This is a genomic window from Nostoc sp. DedQUE04, from assembly GCF_034530995.1.
Lineage (GTDB): Bacteria > Cyanobacteriota > Cyanobacteriia > Cyanobacteriales > Nostocaceae > Nostoc.
This window is the reverse complement of sequence record NZ_JAVRCA010000028.1, coordinates 81137-99745: the sequence shown is the minus strand read 5'-3', so window position 1 is coordinate 99745 and position 18609 is coordinate 81137. Positions and strand designations below refer to the sequence as shown.

Here is an 18609-nt window from a genome sequence, read left to right as displayed (position 1 = left end):
GTTTGTTGAATTCGGGCGATCGTTTGTTGAATTCGGGCGATCGTTTGTTGAATTCAGGCGGTCGTTTGTTGAATTCGGGCGGTCGTTTGTTGAATTCGGACATCTATCAATAAAATCACGTAAAAATTATAATAAATTTTGTATTAAATAGTTTAAATAATACTGAAATTACAGGTATTAATTACCCCGATTTTGTTTATCCTAATGGTGTAAAGACAAGGATATAAGTCAGTTTTTATCCTAGTGCATGATTAAAAAAAGGAAGGTTATTTATGTCACGTCCAAAACGTGGATCTAAAGTACTTGATAGGGCACAGCGTCGGATTGCAGGTTTGAAATCGATTAGTCCTACCTTAGATTTAGGTAATGGAGTCACTATTGACACCTTTGCCGCCGCCATCAAAAAAACACAGGACAAGTTGGAAGCTCATAACTCCACCCTCTCGACGGTGGATCTAACTCAGGGAGCCTTTGAATTAGCCGAAAAATCGCTGATGGAACTAACAGAACATGTGTTAGTCAGCGTAGCTGCAAAGTATGGCAAGAATAGCGATGAATACAAAATGGCAGGGGGCGTTCGTCGCAGCGAACGCAAGCGTCCAGCGCGGAAGCCTAAGCAAGAGGTTGTTATTTAATAAAGACAATACATTTGGGTTTTTTGACACTCTCCCGAATTCAATTCGGGAGATTTTTGGTTATATGGTGAACCAATAGAAAAAAGATAACAGAGAGAAGCGTCACTTTTATTGTTTACGAAACTCAAAGAATCTATATTAAATATGTCCTGACTCACGCTAAATATGATAAGGATAAATGGAAAAATGACCCGTACTTTTAATCCAGAATCTTATGGTAAATTGCTAGCCGAGTATCAGCCAAAAATCATTACCACGGATGCAGAAAACGAACAAGCGATCGCACTCGCATTAACTTTAGAACATCGTCCCAATCGTACACCAGAAGAAGAAATGCTGTTGCAACTGTTGGTGACTTTAATTGAGCAGTTTGAAGAAACCCATTACCCAATTCCCCAAGGTACGCCCAATTCGATGTTAGTGCATCTGATGGACGCACGCGATACTACAACAGAAGCATTAGCTGAGGTAATTGGTTCATTGGAAATTGCCTTGCAAATTGTTAATGGCGATCACACCATTAGTAAAATTCAAGCAGAAGCGTTGGCAGACTATTTTAATGTAGATATCAGTTTATTTACCTAGCTTATCTTCTATAACAACACTCTTAAAATCAGTGCTTAGTATTGAGCCGGAAATTTAATATTTGGGTATGAGGTTAAAGGTGCATAGACCGTAGCAGCTTGTCCTTAGACATCGCTTTTCTACTCGATACAACAGCTACAAAATCTTTTGCCAGTTAGCTTCTAAAGCTTGAGTAAGCTATGTACCTGTATTCAAAATCTTATGTCCTAGCCATCCCAAACCCAAGCCTAGACTAGAAATGCTAGCTAAAATTAGAAAAGTATGAATCTTGCTAAAAGATTTTCGTAAATTCTCTCCAGCCATACCCGCAGCCACAACCACAGCCATAGACACACTCCCAGCCACAGTCCCGGCGACAACCAGAGTCACAACTACAGTCCCAACCACGGTCACACCCACAGCCTCAGCCACAGTCAAAGACCAAGACCAAGCTCCAGTCCAAGCCATAGCCTCAGCCCAAACCACAGCTACAGCCCAAACTATGTACGAAGCGTTAGACGCAGCTAATAAGTACCCTATCAATAAGGTACTTATTAATACAGCAATTAACCAGCTCCAGGGAATAGTTCTAAGTGATTTAGTACTTGATGTACCTGGAATTGCCTTTAAGTTTAGCTTGGCTTCAGGACGAACAACTTCTTTTTTATAATCTCGATCAACAGGTGGTGGAGGCGTTGCTTTTGGTGCTTCTAGCATTGTCAACCATGCCTGCATTGACTGGGGACGGTCGTTTGCCTCCAGTGCTATACCCTTGAGAATTGCTTGATTTAATTCATCGCTGATGCTTGGATTAATTTGTTTAGGTGGAGTCAGGGAAGTATTGTCTAGCTTGCGAGCCAAAGAATTTGTAGGGAATTGACCTGTCACCGCATAATAGAGTGTGGCAGCTAGAGAATAAATATCAACGGTTAGCTCCCGACTGCCTCTAACCTTCTGCTCATAGGGTGCGAAAGCCTTATGACCATCCTTGTTAATTGAGCTATCGGTTGAAGGAACTACTTGTTTGGCTATGCCAAAGTCAATCAAAACCGCTTTCCCATTACTCCGCAGCATTATGTTTTTAGGGTGAACATCTCGGTGTACTAGCCTTGCTTGATGCACCACCATTAAAGCTTCCCCAATTTGGCGGATACAGGGTACAATCTCTGCTTCTGGTAAAATCCCCCTACGCTTCACTGCCTCAAATAAATTTTCTCCCTCAACAAAGTCCATCACTAAACAGTGGGTAGCACCTTCCCGAAACAAATCAATCACTCCCACAATGTGAGGATGAGGGTCTTCTGATAAGCGTGCAAGTATCCGCCCTTCTTGGATAAATCTCTCTATGTACTTGTCATACTCTGGATCGTGGCTGAGATATTCATTAGGTGTCTTAATTACAACTGTCTGGTTTAGCTCAACATGCAAAGCCTTATAAGTAATCCCAAATCCTCCCTGTCCCAGGACTGTCTCAATTACATATTTGCCACCTTGCAATTGTTGTCCTGCTATCCAGGGCATGAATACCTCTAAGTAAAAAATTACTTTAATGCCAGCGTTTTAATGAGAGTTTAGCTAATTCTACGGTGTTTTGCTAGATGACGGACTAGGAGATACTGATGGTGGACTATTAGATGCAGGGGATTTTAATTTATCCATAACAGCACCCACCCCTGCAAGTAAGCCTCCTAAAGCTGCGATCGCTGCTATCACCACTCCCCAAAACTGGATGTTTCGCTCCCAATTTGAGTTAGTTTTAGATGGTACAATTATTGAGGGCTGCGAGTTTTCCCCAGTCAACCCTAAAGAATCGAGCCATTCTCGCATTGACTGCGATCGCTGTTTCGGGTCTAGCTTCATACCTGTTAAAATTGCTCGGTTTGTGCGATCGCTAATCTGAGGATTATGTTTTTTCGGTTCCACTAAAGGAGCATTGTCCGCTTTACGTTTGAGCGCACTGACTGGTGTTTTTCCAGTCAAAAGCACATAAAGAGTTGCCGCCAGAGAATAAATATCGCTATATGCTCCAGTTGGTTTAGTATGTTGAGCATAAAGCTCAGGCGGTGTAAATCCCTCAGAAGTTTCCTTTGTTCTACTTGTGGTTAAAATATGATCGAAATCGAGAGCTAAACCAAAATCAATTAGCACCGCTTCCGGCTGTCCTTCTCGCACTCGCAAAAAGATATTTCCTGGATGCACATCTCGATGAATCAACCGATTTTCATGTACTTTAATCAGTGCTTCTCCAATTTGTTGAATGTAGCGTAAAGCCTCTGATTCAGAAAGTATTTGTTGGCGACGGTCAGCCAAACTAACACCATCCACATACTCCATTACCAGACACCAGTGTTCTCCTTCTTTGAACGGTTCTGCAACCTGCACAATATGTTTGTGTTTACATTGAGTAAGTTTTACCGCCTCTTGCCAAAACATTGTTTCCAGTCGTCCGCGTTCCAACTGGTTCAGGGAATTTAGTAAATCGTCATTTAAGGTTTTAATGACTTGGCGATCGCTATTCTTATTTTTGACCAAATAGGTGATGCCAAAGCGTCCTCTTCCCAACTCTCTTTCAATGGTGTATTTTCCACCTTGCAAGCGATCGCCAGCTACCCAAGCCATCTTTGCAACTCCCAAAATGCTTAGATTAATTCTCACACAATAGAGCTTTAATAACTTGAGCCTAGTTTGGCACAACAGGTGCGATGTCTACGATGGTCACTGAGCTTGTCGAAGTGCGGGCTACGCCTACGCTTTTTTCTCCCTCTATTGCTAAACTAAAAACAACCTTTAGCTAGTGCAAAGGTAACTTATGACCTCTGCAATCAACCTCGATACCGATCTCACCCCATTTCCTGACCACACGCAGCTACCAGACTCTGACGGCACCTTTGTCAAAAATTGGCAAGAGCATCCCCAAAGTATCTTACTAACGGATTCAATTACACCCATTCTCCAGCAATTACATCCAGAAGGTCAATATTGTATAGGTCAGGACTTAGGTATTTACTGGCGGTTGACAGATCCTCTAGAGAAAGGAGCAGCAGCACCGGATTGGTTTTATGTAGGAAATGTCCCGCCCTTACTAGATGGATTGACGCGCCGTTCTTATGTATTTTGGCGAGAACACATCGCTCCATTAATTGTCTTAGAATTCGTCTCTAGTGATGGGAGTGAAGAACGAGATACAACCCCTTGGAAGGGCAAATTTTGGATTTATGAGCAAGTAATTCGGACTCCGTTTTATGGCATTTATGAAGTGAATAAAGCCAGTATAGAAGTGTATGAATTGATTGGTGGACAATACCAGTTATTAGCAGCAAATGAACGAGGACATTATCCTATACCTCCTTTAGGAGTGGAGTTAGGCATAAGGCTTGGAGTTTATCAAAACGTGGAATTGCCCTGGTTACGTTGGTGGGATTTGCAAGGTAATTTATTGTTGACTGGCGATGAAAGAGCAGAACTTGAACGCCAGCGCGCACAACAAGAACGCCAACGCGCACAACAAGAACACCAACGCGCAGAACTTGAACACCAACGCGCAGAACTTGAACGCCAACGAAATGAGATTCTGATTGCTCAATTGCGATCGCTTGGTGTAGAACCAGAAGCTTAAATCTATTGCTAAACTAAAAAACAACCTTTACCAGTGCAAAGGTAAGTTTATGACCTCTGCCATCAACCCCACTGACCTTACCCCTTTCCCAGACCACACGCAGCTACCAGAGTCTGATGGCACCTTTGTGAAAAACTTCCAGGAACATCCCCAAAGCATTCTACTAACAGACTCGATTCAACCGATATTGCAAAAACTTCACCCTGACGGGCAATATTGTATTGGTCAAGATTGTGGCATCTATTGGCGCTTAACTGACCCGCCAGAAAAAGGCGCAGTCGCACCGGACTGGTTTTATGTCGCCAATGTCCCGCCCTTATTCGACGGGCAAATACGCAGGTCTTATGTACTGTGGCGAGAATTTATTGCCCCATTAATTGCCTTAGAATTTGTCTCTGGAGATGGGAGTGAGGAACGAGATCAAACTCCTTGGAAAGGCAAATTTTGGATTTATGAGCAAGTAATTCGGACTCCCTTCTACGGCATTTATGAAGTGGATAAAGCCAGCACAGAAGTGTATCACTTAATTGAGGGCAAGTATCAGCCATTACCAACAAACGAACGGGGACATTATCTCATACATCCTTTAGGCGTTGAGCTAGGTATCTGGCATGGAGTTTACCAAAATATGGAATTGCCTTGGTTACGTTGGTGGGATTTGCAAGGTAATTTGTTGTTGACTGGCTCAGAAAGAGCTGAACAGGAAAGCCAGCGTGCTGAACAAGAACGCCAACGAAATGAGATTCTGATTGCTCAATTGCGATCGCTCGGCATTGAACCAGAAGCATAATATCGATCAAAAATCAACTACTTATTTACATCCATTCCGTTATGGATGGAAGAAACAAGTCAAATCCTCTTCCCTTCTGCCTCTTGCCTTGTTTCTTATATAGGACTCCTATTTGATTTTTGAAAAAACTCCGTACATCTGGAGAGTAGCGAAATCAAAGGTAGTGTGTCGGATAAACTTGTTCATTCATCCATTTTAAATGAGAAAATGTTGGAACCAAAGCACAAAAACGTCGAACCCATGTTTTAGCCTGCAACCAAATATCCTCAATGGGATTTTGTACTGGGCAATTGGGAGCAAAGCGAACGCAATGTACTTTCCATTGTTCAGATGACAACCCAAGATTTACCTTGTCCAAAAAACCTCGAACTTCTTTAGAACGGTGGTAACTAGCGCCATCCCAAAAAATTAGTAATTGCTGATCGGGAGAGTCAGCTAGCAGATATTGTAGGTAATCAATAGTATTTTTTGAATTTCCCGCGTCATAAGCTTTGAGAACTAATTTTCCTTGCAGATAGTCAATTGCCCCATAGTATGTCTGCTTATCTCGTTCGTTAACAACTGGGACTGCTATTTCTTGGTCACTTTTTCCCCATACGTAACCACTTAAATCTCCCCACATTAAATGGCATTCATCAATTAGCAGTACTCTCAACTTTCCTGTTTCGATTTCCTCTCGGTGATGTGCCAGCAATGTCTCAATCTCTTTTTTTTTGCTGCAACAGCATTCTCGTCAGCTTTGGGATTCAGCTTTGTGGTTTTCTTCCAACTGATGTCAGCGGCATCAAACAAGTCGTAGTAACTTTGTTTTGAATCATAAACTACGTCGTACTCAAAAGCTAATTTGTACTCCAGTTCACCCAGTTCCCAGCAGTTCTTGGTTTGCAGCCAACTCAACACTTCTTCTCGCTGTTCAGTACTCAGGTAGCTTTTTCTGCCTTTGTAGTTCAAGCACAGTCCATTAATTCCATCCTGCTCATAGGCTTGTTTCCAGCCTGTTATCGAGCCTAAAGATACATCTAGAATAGCTTGGATTTCTTCGTACAAGTAATCTTGGTAAATCAATTTAACTGCCAAAGCTTTTCTTGCTTCACGGGCATCACGACAAGCTGCTATGAAATCTTGTAACTCAGCGATCGCAGTTGCCACTCCTCCAGGTTGTATTGCCGATTGTAGATGCTGGTTTATCATTGTCTGCTCTTACACTTGTCAACTCATCCGTATTATCTCGTAATCTTTTTCAAAAATCAAATAGGATTCCTATAAGAGGGATTATTTGTGATTAATTACTTTCTATATGAAATTAAGAATATACGAAATAGCTGATACTGAAGAAATTATGAAATTGTTTTACGACACTATTCATGAAGTGAATATTCATGATTACACACAAGAACAAGTAGATGCTTGGGCACCAGCAAACATGGATATTGAAGTTTGGATTAAAAGTTTAGGAAGCAAGTTTACTTATGTAGCAGAAGAAGACAAAATTATTGGTTTTGGAGAATTAGAAGCTAATGGTCATATCGATCGTTTCTATTGTCATAAAGATTTTCAAAGGAAAGGTGTTGGTAAGAAAATCTTAGAACAGATTGAATTAAAAGCAAACTCTTTAGGATTGAAAAAGTTATATACAGAAGCCAGTATTACAGCTAAACCTTTTTTTGAAAGTCAAGGATTTATTGTTATCAAAAAGCAAGAAGTAGAGCGTAGAGGGCAAAAGCTGATAAATTTTGTCATGGAAAAATACTTAAAAAATTACTAAATTCAAAGGTTGTTCTAGCTTATGGTTTGTAAGCGACAGCTAGCATCACAGAAGCAGGAATTTCCACACCATTTTCTGTGACATACTTTGAGGCTCCCTCGATAATTACGTTTTCAATATTGCGCCGTTGTTCATCGGTTTGCATTGCTAACATCGACCCCAGACGCGCCGAACTTACAGTAATCTTTGGCATGACATCTTCAGGTGTAGAGAAAGTCCACTTGATGGGGAGTTCAGTGACAGACACCTGAGTGAATCCCTCGGCGCTTAAAACCATTTCGCATTCAGTGGGGTCGCCAAAGCGAAACAGGGGTGGCCCAGAAGGTAGGTTCACATCCATGCTGCCATAAGTCTGCACTGAACCCAGTATCAGAGCCATAAATGGATTGCGCGTTGGCGGTGTCCAGCAGGTGAAAGCATAGCGTCCTCCCGGTTTGAGTACGCGAAAGGATTCAGCGATCGCTTTTTCTGGGTTGGGGAAATGGAGGATACCCAAGTTACAAACCACCGCCTCAAACTGGCCCGACTCGAAAGTTAGGTTTTCAGCGTCCCCATGATGGAATGACCCTTGAGAACATCGCACTTTGGCAATGGCCACCATATTTTCTGCAAAGTCTAATCCTGTGACTATAGCCTGCCGCTTTAGTGCTGCGGCACTAAGCCATCCAGTTCCGCAAGCCACGTCTAGCAATCGAATACCAGACTTAGCTCCCACGGCATCCAATATGGCTTCATCTACTTGAGAAGTCACAACAGCGATCGCGCGATCGTATTCTTGAGCTATAAGAGAAAATTTGTCGCGCTCAAATTGCTTGAATGCCTCGTAAGTAATGATGGAATTATCCGTCATTTATTCACATCCAGCAACCGCGAAGTTTGTAACCGACTCATCCACTTTTCTAAATAAACTCGATTAACTTTTTGCTCATTTGGATCTTTAGTATCTAAAGGATGAGGCATCAGTCCCAAAATCGTTGCTGTCGTCACGCAAAACATCGATTTTTGGAAACTCATACAAATTTGAACTCGCAAATCATCTTCACCCCGAAGACTGCGACGATAAATTTCGTGCAAATATTCTGGAAGATAATGACGCATATCTTGCATCAATAAGGTAGGAGGAATACCCGCGCCACCGATGGGTAAAGGATCGGCATACAATGCACCATATTGAAATCGACTTTGATCGGGAGAGATTTGATAAGCTTGGGCGTTGTATGAAACAGTACCGTGGAAAGGAGTTCCCCGGAAAAATACTGCCTCTACATAAGGTATTGCTGTATCTGCTAAGAAAGTCAAACCAACGCTTTTGGGAATGATTTCATAGACCTTACCTCGAATTTTGACAGCGTAGGTAATTGGGTTTGATGCATTTGCCACTAATCCTGATTTAATGTGGTCTACAACTTGGGAAATCGATTTGATTTCGCCTCGGTCATAGCGGTCTGATAAGTTGAGGAACATATCAGCCATGACTCGCCAGAATTGACCTAAACCGGTGTAGTAAGCAGAGACGCGCAACTGTTCTGTTAAGAAATCTGGAAACAGTTGGTTAATACCCAGAATCAAGGGATTATTTTTAAATTTTGCGGCAATAACGGCTTGCGCTCTTTCTTGAAATTCTTGTGTATCTAAATACGTATCTAGTCCGCCGCCACCATGCCACATCATGCCTTTCATGCAATATTCGGCATATTCAAAATTGATTCGGTCATGCCACCAGTGACGGAGTAATTTCTGAAAAGAAACCTCTCCATTAAAGTATTTAAAAAATGGGAAAAATACTAAAAACTGATGCTCGGCAATATAGTTAAGATTTATTGAGTAAGCATCTAAAACTACCCCATAGCTTTTAAGAATACCAACAACTTCTAATACATTCTCTGGACTATCAGGGAGTAATGCATCTCCTTTTTGTAGGCGTTCAATATACTCAGCTAAGGGATTGTGAGGAGCTTTTTTTTTAATAGTTACCATTGGCATCTCTCCAAAAAGTTTAGGAATTGGGGTATTGGGCATTGGGCATTGGGCATTGGGCATTGGGCATTGGGCATTGGGCATTGGGCATTAGGAAAACTTTTCCCCATTCCCCAGTCCCCAGTCCCCAGTCCCCAGTCCCTAGTCCCCATTCCCCATTGCTTTATCCAAAGACACTGCTACTACGTTTTGGGTATTTATCATTGCTGTAATTGTTGGTTCAGTCCAACGCACTAACCAACTAGGTTGAATGCCAAAAATCACAATCAGCACAGCTAAAATTGCAGCTGGGATGCGATCGCTCCAATACACACGTGGTAAATTAACAACAGGTGAAGATAAACGTCCAAAAAAGGCGCGGTTAACAAGTAATAGGAAGTAAACTGCTGTTAAACCAGTACCAAGCATACATAACAAAGTTTGCACTGGAAAAACTGCAAAACTTCCCCGATAAACTACGAATTCGGAAATAAACCCTAGCATTCCCGGTATACCAGCGCTGGCCATGACTCCGACAATCATCAAACTACCAATTACTGGCATACCCCGTTCTGGGTTCAGTAATCCTTGGATGATTGCTAAATCACGGCTTCCGGCTTTTTTATACACAACCCCTACTAGCAAAAACAGCATTGCCGAAATCAAGCCGTGGCTAATCATTTGCATCACAGCACCCAATACACTTAAAGGTGTGCCCGCCGCCGCTGCTAAAAGCACGTAACCCATGTGTCCAATGGAGCTGTATGCTACCATTTTTTTCATATCGCTTTGGGCGATCGCACAGGATGAACCATAGAGTACACTCACTACTGCCCAAGTCGCCAACCAAGGAGCTACATAAGCCCAAGCTTCTGGTAACAAGTTCATCCCAAATCGCAGTAAGCCGTAAGTTCCCAACTTCAACAGCACCCCAGCCAATAGCACGGAAATCGGTGTGGAAGCTTCAACGTGAGCATCTGGCAACCAAGTATGGAAGGGAACCAAGGGAATTTTTATTCCAAAACCGATCAAAATTCCCGCTAGCAATAAAAGCTGTGTGGCTAGAGGTAGAGTTGTCGCGTTCAAGGTTGCTAGTGCAAAATTAGAGGAACCACTCAGCCAAACCATACCGAGGAAACTTGCTAAAAGCAGGATTCCCGAAACGGCTGTATAAATAAGAAATTTAGTCGCAGCATAACCCCGTTTGGCGCCACCCCAAATGGCGATCAATAAATACAGCGGAATTAGTTCCAATTCGTAAAACAGGAAAAATAATAGTAAATCCTGTGCTAGAAAGGCTCCTGTCACCCCAGCGCTTAATAATAGTACCAAAGAGTAATAAAATTTAGGACGCTGTAGCGATTCATCGCTGCTGTAGATGGCAATGGCAGTTAACAATCCATTTAAAACCAGCAACGGCAAAGATAAACCATCTATTCCAAGGTTATAGTTCAGCCCTATAGCATCTACCCAAGGGAGAGACTCAGCAAACTGTTGAGTAATTTCTCCTGGATGGAACTGACTTACTAATACGATTGTCCACAAGAAAGCGATAATGGCAAAGACTAAAGCCACCCCACGGGCAAATTTTCCACTGATGCTAGAGGGCGAGAAACCAATTAAAGCCGCGCCAATCAACGGTACTAGAATTAAAACACTAAGCATAGACTTCGGGTAAGGGGAGATGAGGCATGAATAACAGCCGCGATAAATCGCGTCTCTACGTTTTGTACAGACGCGATTTATCGCGTCTCTCTAAAAAGGCAATTTATCTAGTAAACCCAATGACCAACTGATGAAAAACCCCAAGACGCTGACAACTGCTAGGATGGTCAACATATAGCCCTGAGATTGCCCAGAAATGCTGTACTTTAAGGTTTGTCCGCCAAAAATGGTCGCAAACCCAACCAAGTTTACTAAACCGTCAACCAAGTAGCGATCGCTCCAAGCAGAAACTTTAGATAGCAGTCCTACTATACTTACCACGGTTACATAATAAACTCGGTCAATATAAAAATCATAACCTAACAGGTCTTGCAGAAATCTCCACGCCAGGATTCTGGATCTTGACCAAGCTTTGTGCAGGTAAACTGTACACCCTACACCTACCCCCACTACGGTAGAACTAAACAAGGCTAACACCACATACCAATTAATACTTTCCCAATCTGGTAGTAAGTACCATTGCTGTAACATTAGAGGTAGAAGTAGAGTCAGCACTGTTAGAAACACCATTGGGAAGGCCATCTGCCAACCAACTTCTGGGGTGCGACGGGTTTTTTGTTGCGGTTTACCCCAAAAGACTAATCTAAATACTCTTGTCAAATTCAATGCTGTCAAACCATTGACTAATATTAAAACCCCAATTACCCAAGGGCTAATATTCACGAAACCGTCAGCCCATGATAGCATTGCCCAGAAGCTTCCCAAGGGTAGCAGTGTCACCATCCCGGCTGAACCAACTACAAAGGCTGTGGTGGTGGCTGGCATCCGCGACCACAAACCGCCCATTTCTGTTAAGTCTTGGCTTTGGGTAGTTAAGATGACTGAACCAGAACTCATAAATAATAATGCTTTGGCGATCGCATGAGCTAACAGCAACATCAAGGCTACACCTCCTTGCTGCAACCCCACTGCCAAAAACACTAACCCCATGTATGCACTGGTGGAATGAGATAGCGATCGCTTAATGTCAATTTGAGCTATGGATACTAATGTCGCTCCAATCGCCGTTACTGTACCCATGATTACCAAGGCATTCAAGGCAACTGGCGACAGGGCTAATAATGGTTGAAGTTTATACAGTAAATAAGCACCACCAGCTACGACTAGAGAGTTCCGCATTACCGACGCAGGATTGGGCCCTTCCATTGCCTCATCTAACCACAGATGCAGTGGAAATTGGGCACATTTACCAGCAGGCCCAGCAATTAACGCCAACCCTAGCAACGTCGATGTCATTGGACTTAAATTAGCTGTTTGCGCCCACTCATATAAATCCGAAATGTTCAAACTCCCAGCTAAGGTAGAAAGTGTCACTACAGCCATCAGCAACAACAAGTCTCCTACCCGTTTAGTCCAAAATGCATCCCGCGCCGCCGTCACTACTAGTGGTTGAGCATACCAGAACCCCACCAGCAAGTAAGTTGAAAGCGTCAAAACTTCCAAAAGCGCATAGCTGAGAAACAAAGAATCACTGATTGCTAGACCACATAGCGCTGCTTCAAAAAATCCCAGGAGCCCAAAAAAACGCGCCAACGACCAGTCCTTTTCCATATAACCCAGAGCGTAAACTTGTGCCAGTAAGCTTAACCCTGTAATTAAAACTGTTGCCCCAATACTGACTGGGGATAGTTCCAAGGAAAAAGATAAGTCTAAATCTGCTGCTTTGAACCAATTGATTAGTAAGGTTTCTGGCTCTCTATCCCAGACATTTTTAAATACAAACAGGCTATGAACAAAAGCTAAAACGGTCGTCAACAAGTTGAAGTATGCCGCAGGTCTGGGCCCTGTTCGCCGAATTATTCCTATTCCCCACGGCAATGTCAAAATTGCGCCCGATAAGCTATACAAAGGCACAAACCAACTTGTTGAAAATAGAAATTGCTCCATTTAAATTTCCCTTGATGACTCAGCCTTGATTTTAAAAAAATTTCAACCAATTATGTTATTTAATAAAATTAATTTACCAAAATTACCAATGTTTTTTTACTATTATTTTAACTGAACTTCCAGAAGTACTTTTACTTAACGCTACCCTATTAAATATAAGTAAAATATAACTTTACATAAGCAAAAGCATTTACTTGCCTTAATATCGCTGACCTTTTTACATTTGTATTTCTACTTTAACCAAAGTAATTTATACAATATATTTAAAAAACTTATATATATTTCACTTAGTCCTTGTGCACTTAGAAATATTTGATAAAAGATAGATACAGCAAAACATACAGCCGCTGCTTACCTTTTCTCAGATAGGATTAGCCCTGGTTATGAATGTCGTTTTGTAAATGTGATAAAGAAATTATAAAGCATAAGTGCCTGCTCAAGGAATCTGTAAACTTTAATTGCTCAGAAGCCTAGATAACTTTTTGTTAAGTTTTTTAAAACTTTCTTATCATAAACTATTATAGTAATTTATATTGCCAGGAACGCCAAGCTTTCCTATGCTTAATTTGGAAGTGTTTTCTTAGCTATAAGATCAGGCTCTCCCCGTCAAAAAATTCAAACGACAGTACAGATTGCATTAATTTTGTAGGAGTTCTGCGATGCCAATTGCAGTTGGAATGATTGAAACGAAGGGCTTTCCAGCAGTGGTGGAAGCTGCTGATGCGATGGTGAAAGCCGCCCGTGTCACCTTAGTAGGGTATGAAAAAATTGGTAGCGCTCGCGTCACCGTGATAGTTCGGGGAGATGTATCGGAAGTGCAAGCTTCTGTAGCTGCTGGGGTTGAAGCGGCAAAAAGAGTCTTTGGTGGTGAAGTGTTATCCACTCATATCATTGCTCGTCCTCACGAAAACCTGGAATACGTCTTGCCGATACGTTACACAGAAGCGGTGGAACAATTCCGTACTTAAAAGCTGTTTAAACAAAGTAATTAACGCTTTTTGCCTGAAAAGAGTATCACTTTTGTCCAAGACTAAAAACTTTGAAATAGGGATTAAAACTAATGTCAATTGCAGTGGGAATGGTTGAAACGCTGGGCTTTCCAGCAGTAGTGGAAGCTGCTGATGCAATGGTGAAAGCTGCCCGCGTCACTTTAGTAGGTTATGAAAAAATCGGTAGTGGTCGGGTGACGGTAATTGTTCGGGGTGACGTTTCGGAAGTGCAAGCTTCCGTAGCTGCTGGGGTTGAATCTGTAAAGCGGGTCAACGGCGGACAAGTGTTGTCTACTCATATCATTGCTCGTCCTCACGAAAACTTGGAATACGTCCTCCCAATTCGTTATACCGAAGATGTAGAGCAGTTCCGGGAAAATGTGAATGCAATTCGTCCTTTCGGTAGAAGACCGTAATTTGTAATGCAAATTGCCAAAGTTCGCGGCACAGTAGTTAGCACCCAAAAAGAGCCAACTCTTAGAGGTGTGAAACTACTGTTGTTACAATTAGTAGATGAAAACGGCAATATCTTACCAGAGTATGAAGTAGCAGCAGATATTGTGGGAGCAGGAGTAGATGAGTGGGTACTCATCACTCGTGGTAGTGCCGCTCGTCAAGTTGTTGGCAATGAACAGCGTCCATTGGATGCAGCAGTGGTGGCGATCATAGATACTATTTACGTTGAAGATCGCCTCATTTACAGCAAAAAAGATCAATATTGATAGTCATTGGTCATTAGTCATTAGTCATTAGCTGTCGACAAATGACAACTGACAAATGACAACTGACAAATGATAATAGAGGAGGAATCTCGCGATGGCAGTCCGCAGCACGGCGGCACCCCCAACCCCGTGGTCAAGGAATTTAGCTGAACCCAAAATCCATGAAACTGCTTTTGTACATTCATTCTCCAATCTGATTGGGGATGTACGAATAGGTGCAAATGTAATCGTTGCTCCGGGGACTACGATTAGAGCGGATGAAGGCACACCTTTTTATCTGGGTGAAAACACCAATATTCAAGATGGTGTTGTCATTCATGGGTTGGAGCAAGGCCGAGTAATTGGCGATGACCAAAATAAATACTCAGTATGGATTGGTAAAAACGCTTGCATTACCCACATGGCTCTAATTCACGGGCCAGCTTATGTAGGTGATAATTCCTTCATTGGCTTTCGCTCTACGATATTTAATGCCAGGGTGGGTGCAGGTTGCATCGTAATGATGCACGCTTTGATTCAAGACGTAGAGATTCCCTCTGGGAAGTATGTACCTTCGGGAGCGATAATTACCAGCCAGCAGCAAGCCGATCGCTTGCCAGATGTGCAAGATCAAGATAAAGAATTTGCTCATCATGTGGTTGGAATTAATCAGGCATTACGAGCTGGTTATCTCTGTGCTGCGGATACTAAATGTATAGCACCCATTCGGGATGAGAACGCTAAATCTTATACAGGTAATGGTATTACTGTTTTAGAGTTGGAAAGGAGTAGTGAAGTGTCGAGCAATAGCTTGGGTGGAGAAACAATAGATCAGTTGCGGTATCTATTGGGGCAAGGGTATAAAATTGGTACGGAACATGTAGACCAAAGACGTTTCCGCACGGGTTCTTGGACTAGTTGCCAACCAATCGAACCGAGATCCCTCGGTGAAGCGATCGCAGCATTAGAAGGCTGTCTACAAGAGCATAGCGGCGAGTATGTCCGACTGTTTGGCATTGACAAAGATAGACGACGCGTGCTAGAAGCCATCATCCAACGTCCTGATGATGATGCAAAACCAGCTAGCAGCTTTAAAGCTCCAGCTAGTCATGGTAATAGCAGTTACAGAAGCTACAGCAACAGCTATGATAATGGTAATAGTAACGGTTCTAGCAGTGGCAAAGTCAGTAGCGAAACTCTAGAGCAAATCCGCCAACTCTTGGCAGGTGGTTACAAAATTGGTATGGAACACGTAGATGAGCGTCGTTTCCGTACTGGTTCCTGGACTAGTTGCACGCCAATTGATGCAACTTCCACAAATCAAGTCATCTCCGCTTTGGAAGAATGTATAGCAAGCCATCAAGGTGAGTATGTACGTTTAATCGGTATTGACACCAAAGCAAAACGGCGGGTGTTAGAAGCCATTATCCAACGTCCAAATGGTCAAGCAGTTTCCTCTGGTAGTCACAAATCATTTACTAGTACTAGCAGTAGTGCAGCATCCTATGATAGGGGAACAGCTAGCAGTAACCGTTTAAGTTCTGAAGTAGTAGACCAACTCCGGCAATTATTGGCTAGCGGCTCAAAAATTAGCATTGAACACGTAGATCAACGGCGATTCCGTACAGGTTCCTGGACTAGTACCGGTCAAATTCAAGCCTCCTCAGAAAGAGAAGCGATCGCCGCCATAGAAGGACAACTCGGCGAATACGAAGGGGAATATGTACGCTTAATTGGTGTTGACCCCAAAGCCAAACGGCGGGTATTAGAAACCATTATCCAACGTCCAAATGGTCAAGTAGCCTCCTCTGACGGTCAGAAATCATTTACTAGCAGTGCGCCCTCTGCAACAGCAACAGCAACAGCAACAGCTACCCGCTTGAGTAGTGAAGTAGTAGACCAACTCCGGCAATTATTGGCTAGCGGCTCAAAAATTAGCATTGAACACGTAGATCAACGACGGTTCCGTACAGGTTCCTGGACTAGTACTGGTCAAATTCAAGCCTCCTCAGAAAGAGAAGCGATCGCCGCCGTAGAAAGACAACTCGGCGAATACCAAGGGGAATATGTACGCTTAATTGGTGTTGACCCCAAAGCCAAGCGTCGCGTATTAGAAACGATTATTCAACGACCTTAAGGAGTTAGGAGTAGAGACGCGATTAATCGCGTCTGTACAAGAGTTGGGAGTTAGAAGTTAGGAGTTAAAAAAGATTGTTAATTGATAACTCTAAACTTCAAATTTATAACTCCCCCACTTTTAACTAACTCCTAACTCCTCACTTTTAACTCCTATCTTCTTAGGGCTTCCGAGGTTAAAATTTCCATGTCTGTGCCGCTACTGCGCCTCAGCAATAACTTTGATACTTACATTAGTGGTGAGGTGACTATTCATCCAAGCGCGGTACTTGCACCTGGGGTGATCCTCCAAGCGGCTGTAAACAGCAAGATCGTCATTGGGCCAGGGGTCTGTATTGGTATGGGAGCAATTCTCCAAGTCCATGAAGGCACTCTAGAAGTAGAAGCAGGTGCAAACCTGGGAGCCGGCTTTTTGATGATTGGCAAAGGCAAAATTGGCGCAAATGCTTGTATTGGTTCAGCAACTACAGTTTTTAACTATTCGGTTGAACCCGAACAAGTAGTACCGCCTGGTTCAATTTTAGGAGACACCAGTCGGCAGATTGAGCCAACAAAACAGCTAGAAGCATCTACAAATAACCCAACTTCTACTACAAATACACCACCGAAAGAAGAAAATAGCTCAGGTGGAGGTCAGGAAAAGGTAATTTCCTCAACTAACTTCTCAGCTTCGGCTTTTGTAGATTTCAAACAAAACAAGTCAATTTCTTATTTTAAATCTCCCGCCACTCCCGAAAGTCAGTCTCCTCCTGTGGAAGAACCGACCAATGATACTGACTCCACCTTGGGGGAATCCCAAGAGTCAACAGAACATCATTCAGATCCCAGTCAGCCTGCTGTAGAATCCCCTAATGGTTTTGGGACTCAAATTTATGGACAAGGGAGCATAAGCAGACTGTTGACTACATTGTTTCCTCACAGACAATCCTTGAACGACCCAAACCCTGACGATTAGTCAGAGTAAGTGTTAATTGTAAGTTGTCGGCTTTTTCCGTATTTTGGAGAATTCATCATGGAAACATATAATCAACGGTCGATTCGTACTATCCAGGGAGCGAGTAGTCAAGAAACCTTTCAGGATACTGCTTTGGGTTTAGTTTCTTGCCGTAGCTTTCCGGCAATCGTTGGGACGGCCGATATGATGCTGAAATCAGCGGGAGTTCACCTGGTTGGGTATGAAAAAATTGGTGGCGGTTATTGTACTGCGATCGTCCGTGGTGGAATTGCTGACGTGCGTCTGGCGGTAGAATCTGGCGTGCAAACGGCTGAACAGTTTGGTCAGTTAGTTTCTAGTTTGGTGATTCCCCGACCTTATCCCAACCTAGATATAGTACTTCCCATCACAACCCGTTTCACTAAATTGATGGAAGAGGGCAATTCCAGCCGTCTGAGTAACCAAGCAATTGGTTTGGTAGAAACGCGAGGATTTCCCGCGATGGTAGGAGCGTGTGATGCGATGCTCAAAGCTGCTGATGTTCATTTAGCAGCTTATGAAAAAATTGGTGGGGGTTTGTGTACGGCAATTATTCGTGGTTCTGTAGCAAATGTGGCGGTAGCAGTGGAAGCAGGAATGTTTGAAGCAGAACGCATTGGAGAATTGAATGCAGTGATGGTAATTCCCCGACCGCTGGACGAAATGGAGTTAACCTTGCCATTGGCAAGCTGCTGGATAGAAGAACGCGAACCGTTAAACTTACCAGTGAATATTAAAGAACAAGTTGCAGAAATCGAGGTACTAAGATTACCAGACTTAACCAAGCTACCGACAAAAGTTCAAGAAGAATTATGGAATGATGAATGATGATAGATGAATTTTGTCAAATCATCATTCAGCATTCATCGTTT

20 protein-coding genes and 1 pseudogene are annotated in these 18609 nt (G+C 42.8%); 13 read left to right on the top strand and 8 right to left on the bottom strand.

The features are described 5' to 3' along the window. Positions 1–272: 272 nt before the first annotated feature. The 3 genes from RM049_RS20080 to RM049_RS20070 all read left to right on the top strand — a co-directional run bounded on the left by RM049_RS20080 (position 273) and on the right by RM049_RS20070 (position 1220). On the top strand, positions 273–635 hold the full coding sequence (locus tag RM049_RS20080; protein ID WP_322705398.1) for a hypothetical protein: 363 nt from the start codon (positions 273–275) through the stop codon (positions 633–635). Positions 636–721: 86 nt separating this feature from the next. Further along, the gene (locus RM049_RS20075; RefSeq protein WP_322705399.1) at positions 722–838 is read left to right on the top strand and encodes a type II toxin-antitoxin system HigB family toxin; all 117 of its coding nucleotides are present in this window, start codon (positions 722–724) and stop codon (positions 836–838) included. Continuing rightward, positions 822–1220 carry a transcriptional regulator gene (locus tag RM049_RS20070; RefSeq protein ID WP_322705397.1) on the top strand — a complete coding sequence of 133 codons (399 nt, stop codon included), beginning with the start codon at positions 822–824 and terminating at the stop codon, positions 1218–1220. The genes RM049_RS20075 and RM049_RS20070 overlap by 17 nt, the downstream gene beginning before the upstream one ends. 177 nt (positions 1221–1397) lie before the next feature. Here the strand turns inward: RM049_RS20070 and RM049_RS20065 are convergent, their stop codons facing one another. After that, positions 1398–2720: a serine/threonine-protein kinase gene (locus tag RM049_RS20065; RefSeq protein WP_322705396.1), complete on the bottom strand. Its 1323-nt coding sequence runs from the start codon at positions 2718–2720 to the stop codon at positions 1398–1400. 60 nt (positions 2721–2780) lie between these two features. After that, positions 2781–3818: a serine/threonine-protein kinase gene (locus tag RM049_RS20060; protein ID WP_322705395.1), complete on the bottom strand. Its 1038-nt coding sequence runs from the start codon at positions 3816–3818 to the stop codon at positions 2781–2783. 190 nt (positions 3819–4008) lie between these two features. On the opposite strand from RM049_RS20060, the gene RM049_RS20055 reads away from it, so the two are divergent. Both RM049_RS20055 and RM049_RS20050 read left to right on the top strand, forming a co-directional pair. Then, on the top strand, positions 4009–4815 hold the full coding sequence (locus RM049_RS20055) for a Uma2 family endonuclease (RefSeq protein WP_322705394.1): 807 nt from the start codon (positions 4009–4011) through the stop codon (positions 4813–4815). A gap of 49 nt (positions 4816–4864) precedes the next feature. Then, positions 4865–5605 carry a Uma2 family endonuclease gene (locus tag RM049_RS20050; RefSeq protein WP_322705393.1) on the top strand — a complete coding sequence of 247 codons (741 nt, stop codon included), beginning with the start codon at positions 4865–4867 and terminating at the stop codon, positions 5603–5605. A 154-nt stretch (positions 5606–5759) separates the two neighbouring features. Here RM049_RS20050 and RM049_RS20045 read toward each other — a convergent pair whose 3' ends face one another. Both RM049_RS20045 and RM049_RS20040 read right to left on the bottom strand, forming a co-directional pair. Continuing rightward, positions 5760–6260 (bottom strand): IS630 family transposase, encoded by a 501-nt coding sequence (locus tag RM049_RS20045; RefSeq protein ID WP_322705392.1) that lies wholly within the window; start codon positions 6258–6260, stop codon positions 5760–5762. Beyond that, positions 6257–6796, bottom strand: coding sequence for a transposase (locus RM049_RS20040; RefSeq protein ID WP_322705391.1), 540 nt, complete (start codon positions 6794–6796; stop codon positions 6257–6259). Before RM049_RS20040 ends, RM049_RS20045 begins: the two co-directional genes overlap by 4 nt. A 106-nt stretch (positions 6797–6902) precedes the next feature. Between RM049_RS20040 and RM049_RS20035 the strand changes: the two genes are divergently transcribed. After that, positions 6903–7370, top strand: a complete 468-nt coding sequence (locus tag RM049_RS20035; RefSeq protein ID WP_322699390.1) for a GNAT family N-acetyltransferase — start codon at positions 6903–6905, stop codon at positions 7368–7370. Positions 7371–7389: 19 nt separating this feature from the next. Here RM049_RS20035 and RM049_RS20030 read toward each other — a convergent pair whose 3' ends face one another. The 4 genes from RM049_RS20030 to RM049_RS20015 form a co-directional block, all read right to left on the bottom strand. Further along, positions 7390–8220, bottom strand: a complete 831-nt coding sequence (locus tag RM049_RS20030; protein WP_322705390.1) for a class I SAM-dependent methyltransferase — start codon at positions 8218–8220, stop codon at positions 7390–7392. Continuing rightward, the gene (locus RM049_RS20025; protein WP_322672843.1) at positions 8217–9347 is read right to left on the bottom strand and encodes a CO2 hydration protein; all 1131 of its coding nucleotides are present in this window, start codon (positions 9345–9347) and stop codon (positions 8217–8219) included. The genes RM049_RS20030 and RM049_RS20025 overlap by 4 nt, the downstream gene beginning before the upstream one ends. Positions 9348–9488: 141 nt before the next feature. Next, positions 9489–10991: an NADH-quinone oxidoreductase subunit M gene (locus tag RM049_RS20020; protein WP_322705389.1), complete on the bottom strand. Its 1503-nt coding sequence runs from the start codon at positions 10989–10991 to the stop codon at positions 9489–9491. Between the two features lie 90 nt (positions 10992–11081). After that, positions 11082–12938 (bottom strand): NAD(P)H-quinone oxidoreductase subunit F, encoded by a 1857-nt coding sequence (locus RM049_RS20015; protein WP_322705388.1) that lies wholly within the window; start codon positions 12936–12938, stop codon positions 11082–11084. A gap of 659 nt (positions 12939–13597) precedes the next feature. Here RM049_RS20015 and RM049_RS20010 point away from each other — a divergent pair. The 7 genes and pseudogenes from RM049_RS20010 (at position 13598) to RM049_RS19985 (ending at position 18565) form a co-directional block, all read left to right on the top strand. After that, positions 13598–13906 (top strand): carbon dioxide-concentrating mechanism protein CcmK, encoded by a 309-nt coding sequence (locus RM049_RS20010; protein WP_012410633.1) that lies wholly within the window; start codon positions 13598–13600, stop codon positions 13904–13906. 92 nt (positions 13907–13998) lie between these two features. Next, positions 13999–14343 (top strand): carbon dioxide-concentrating mechanism protein CcmK, encoded by a 345-nt coding sequence (locus RM049_RS20005; protein ID WP_010995041.1) that lies wholly within the window; start codon positions 13999–14001, stop codon positions 14341–14343. 6 nt (positions 14344–14349) lie between these two features. After that, on the top strand, positions 14350–14649 hold the full coding sequence (locus RM049_RS20000; protein WP_322673550.1) for a EutN/CcmL family microcompartment protein: 300 nt from the start codon (positions 14350–14352) through the stop codon (positions 14647–14649). 94 nt (positions 14650–14743) lie between these two features. Continuing rightward, positions 14744–16417 (top strand): annotated as a pseudogene (locus RM049_RS19995) (ribulose bisphosphate carboxylase small subunit); the annotation flags it as partial. A gap of 90 nt (positions 16418–16507) precedes the next feature. Further along, complete coding sequence (locus RM049_RS39340) at positions 16508–16765, top strand: ribulose bisphosphate carboxylase small subunit (protein WP_409882125.1); 258 nt, start codon at positions 16508–16510, stop codon at positions 16763–16765. Positions 16766–16951: 186 nt separating this feature from the next. Next, a complete protein-coding gene (locus RM049_RS19990; protein ID WP_322686963.1) occupies positions 16952–17719 on the top strand; it encodes a transferase in 768 nt (255 codons plus the stop codon). A gap of 57 nt (positions 17720–17776) precedes the next feature. Then, on the top strand, positions 17777–18565 hold the full coding sequence (locus tag RM049_RS19985) for a BMC domain-containing protein (protein WP_322673547.1): 789 nt from the start codon (positions 17777–17779) through the stop codon (positions 18563–18565). Positions 18566–18609 lie beyond the last annotated feature (44 nt).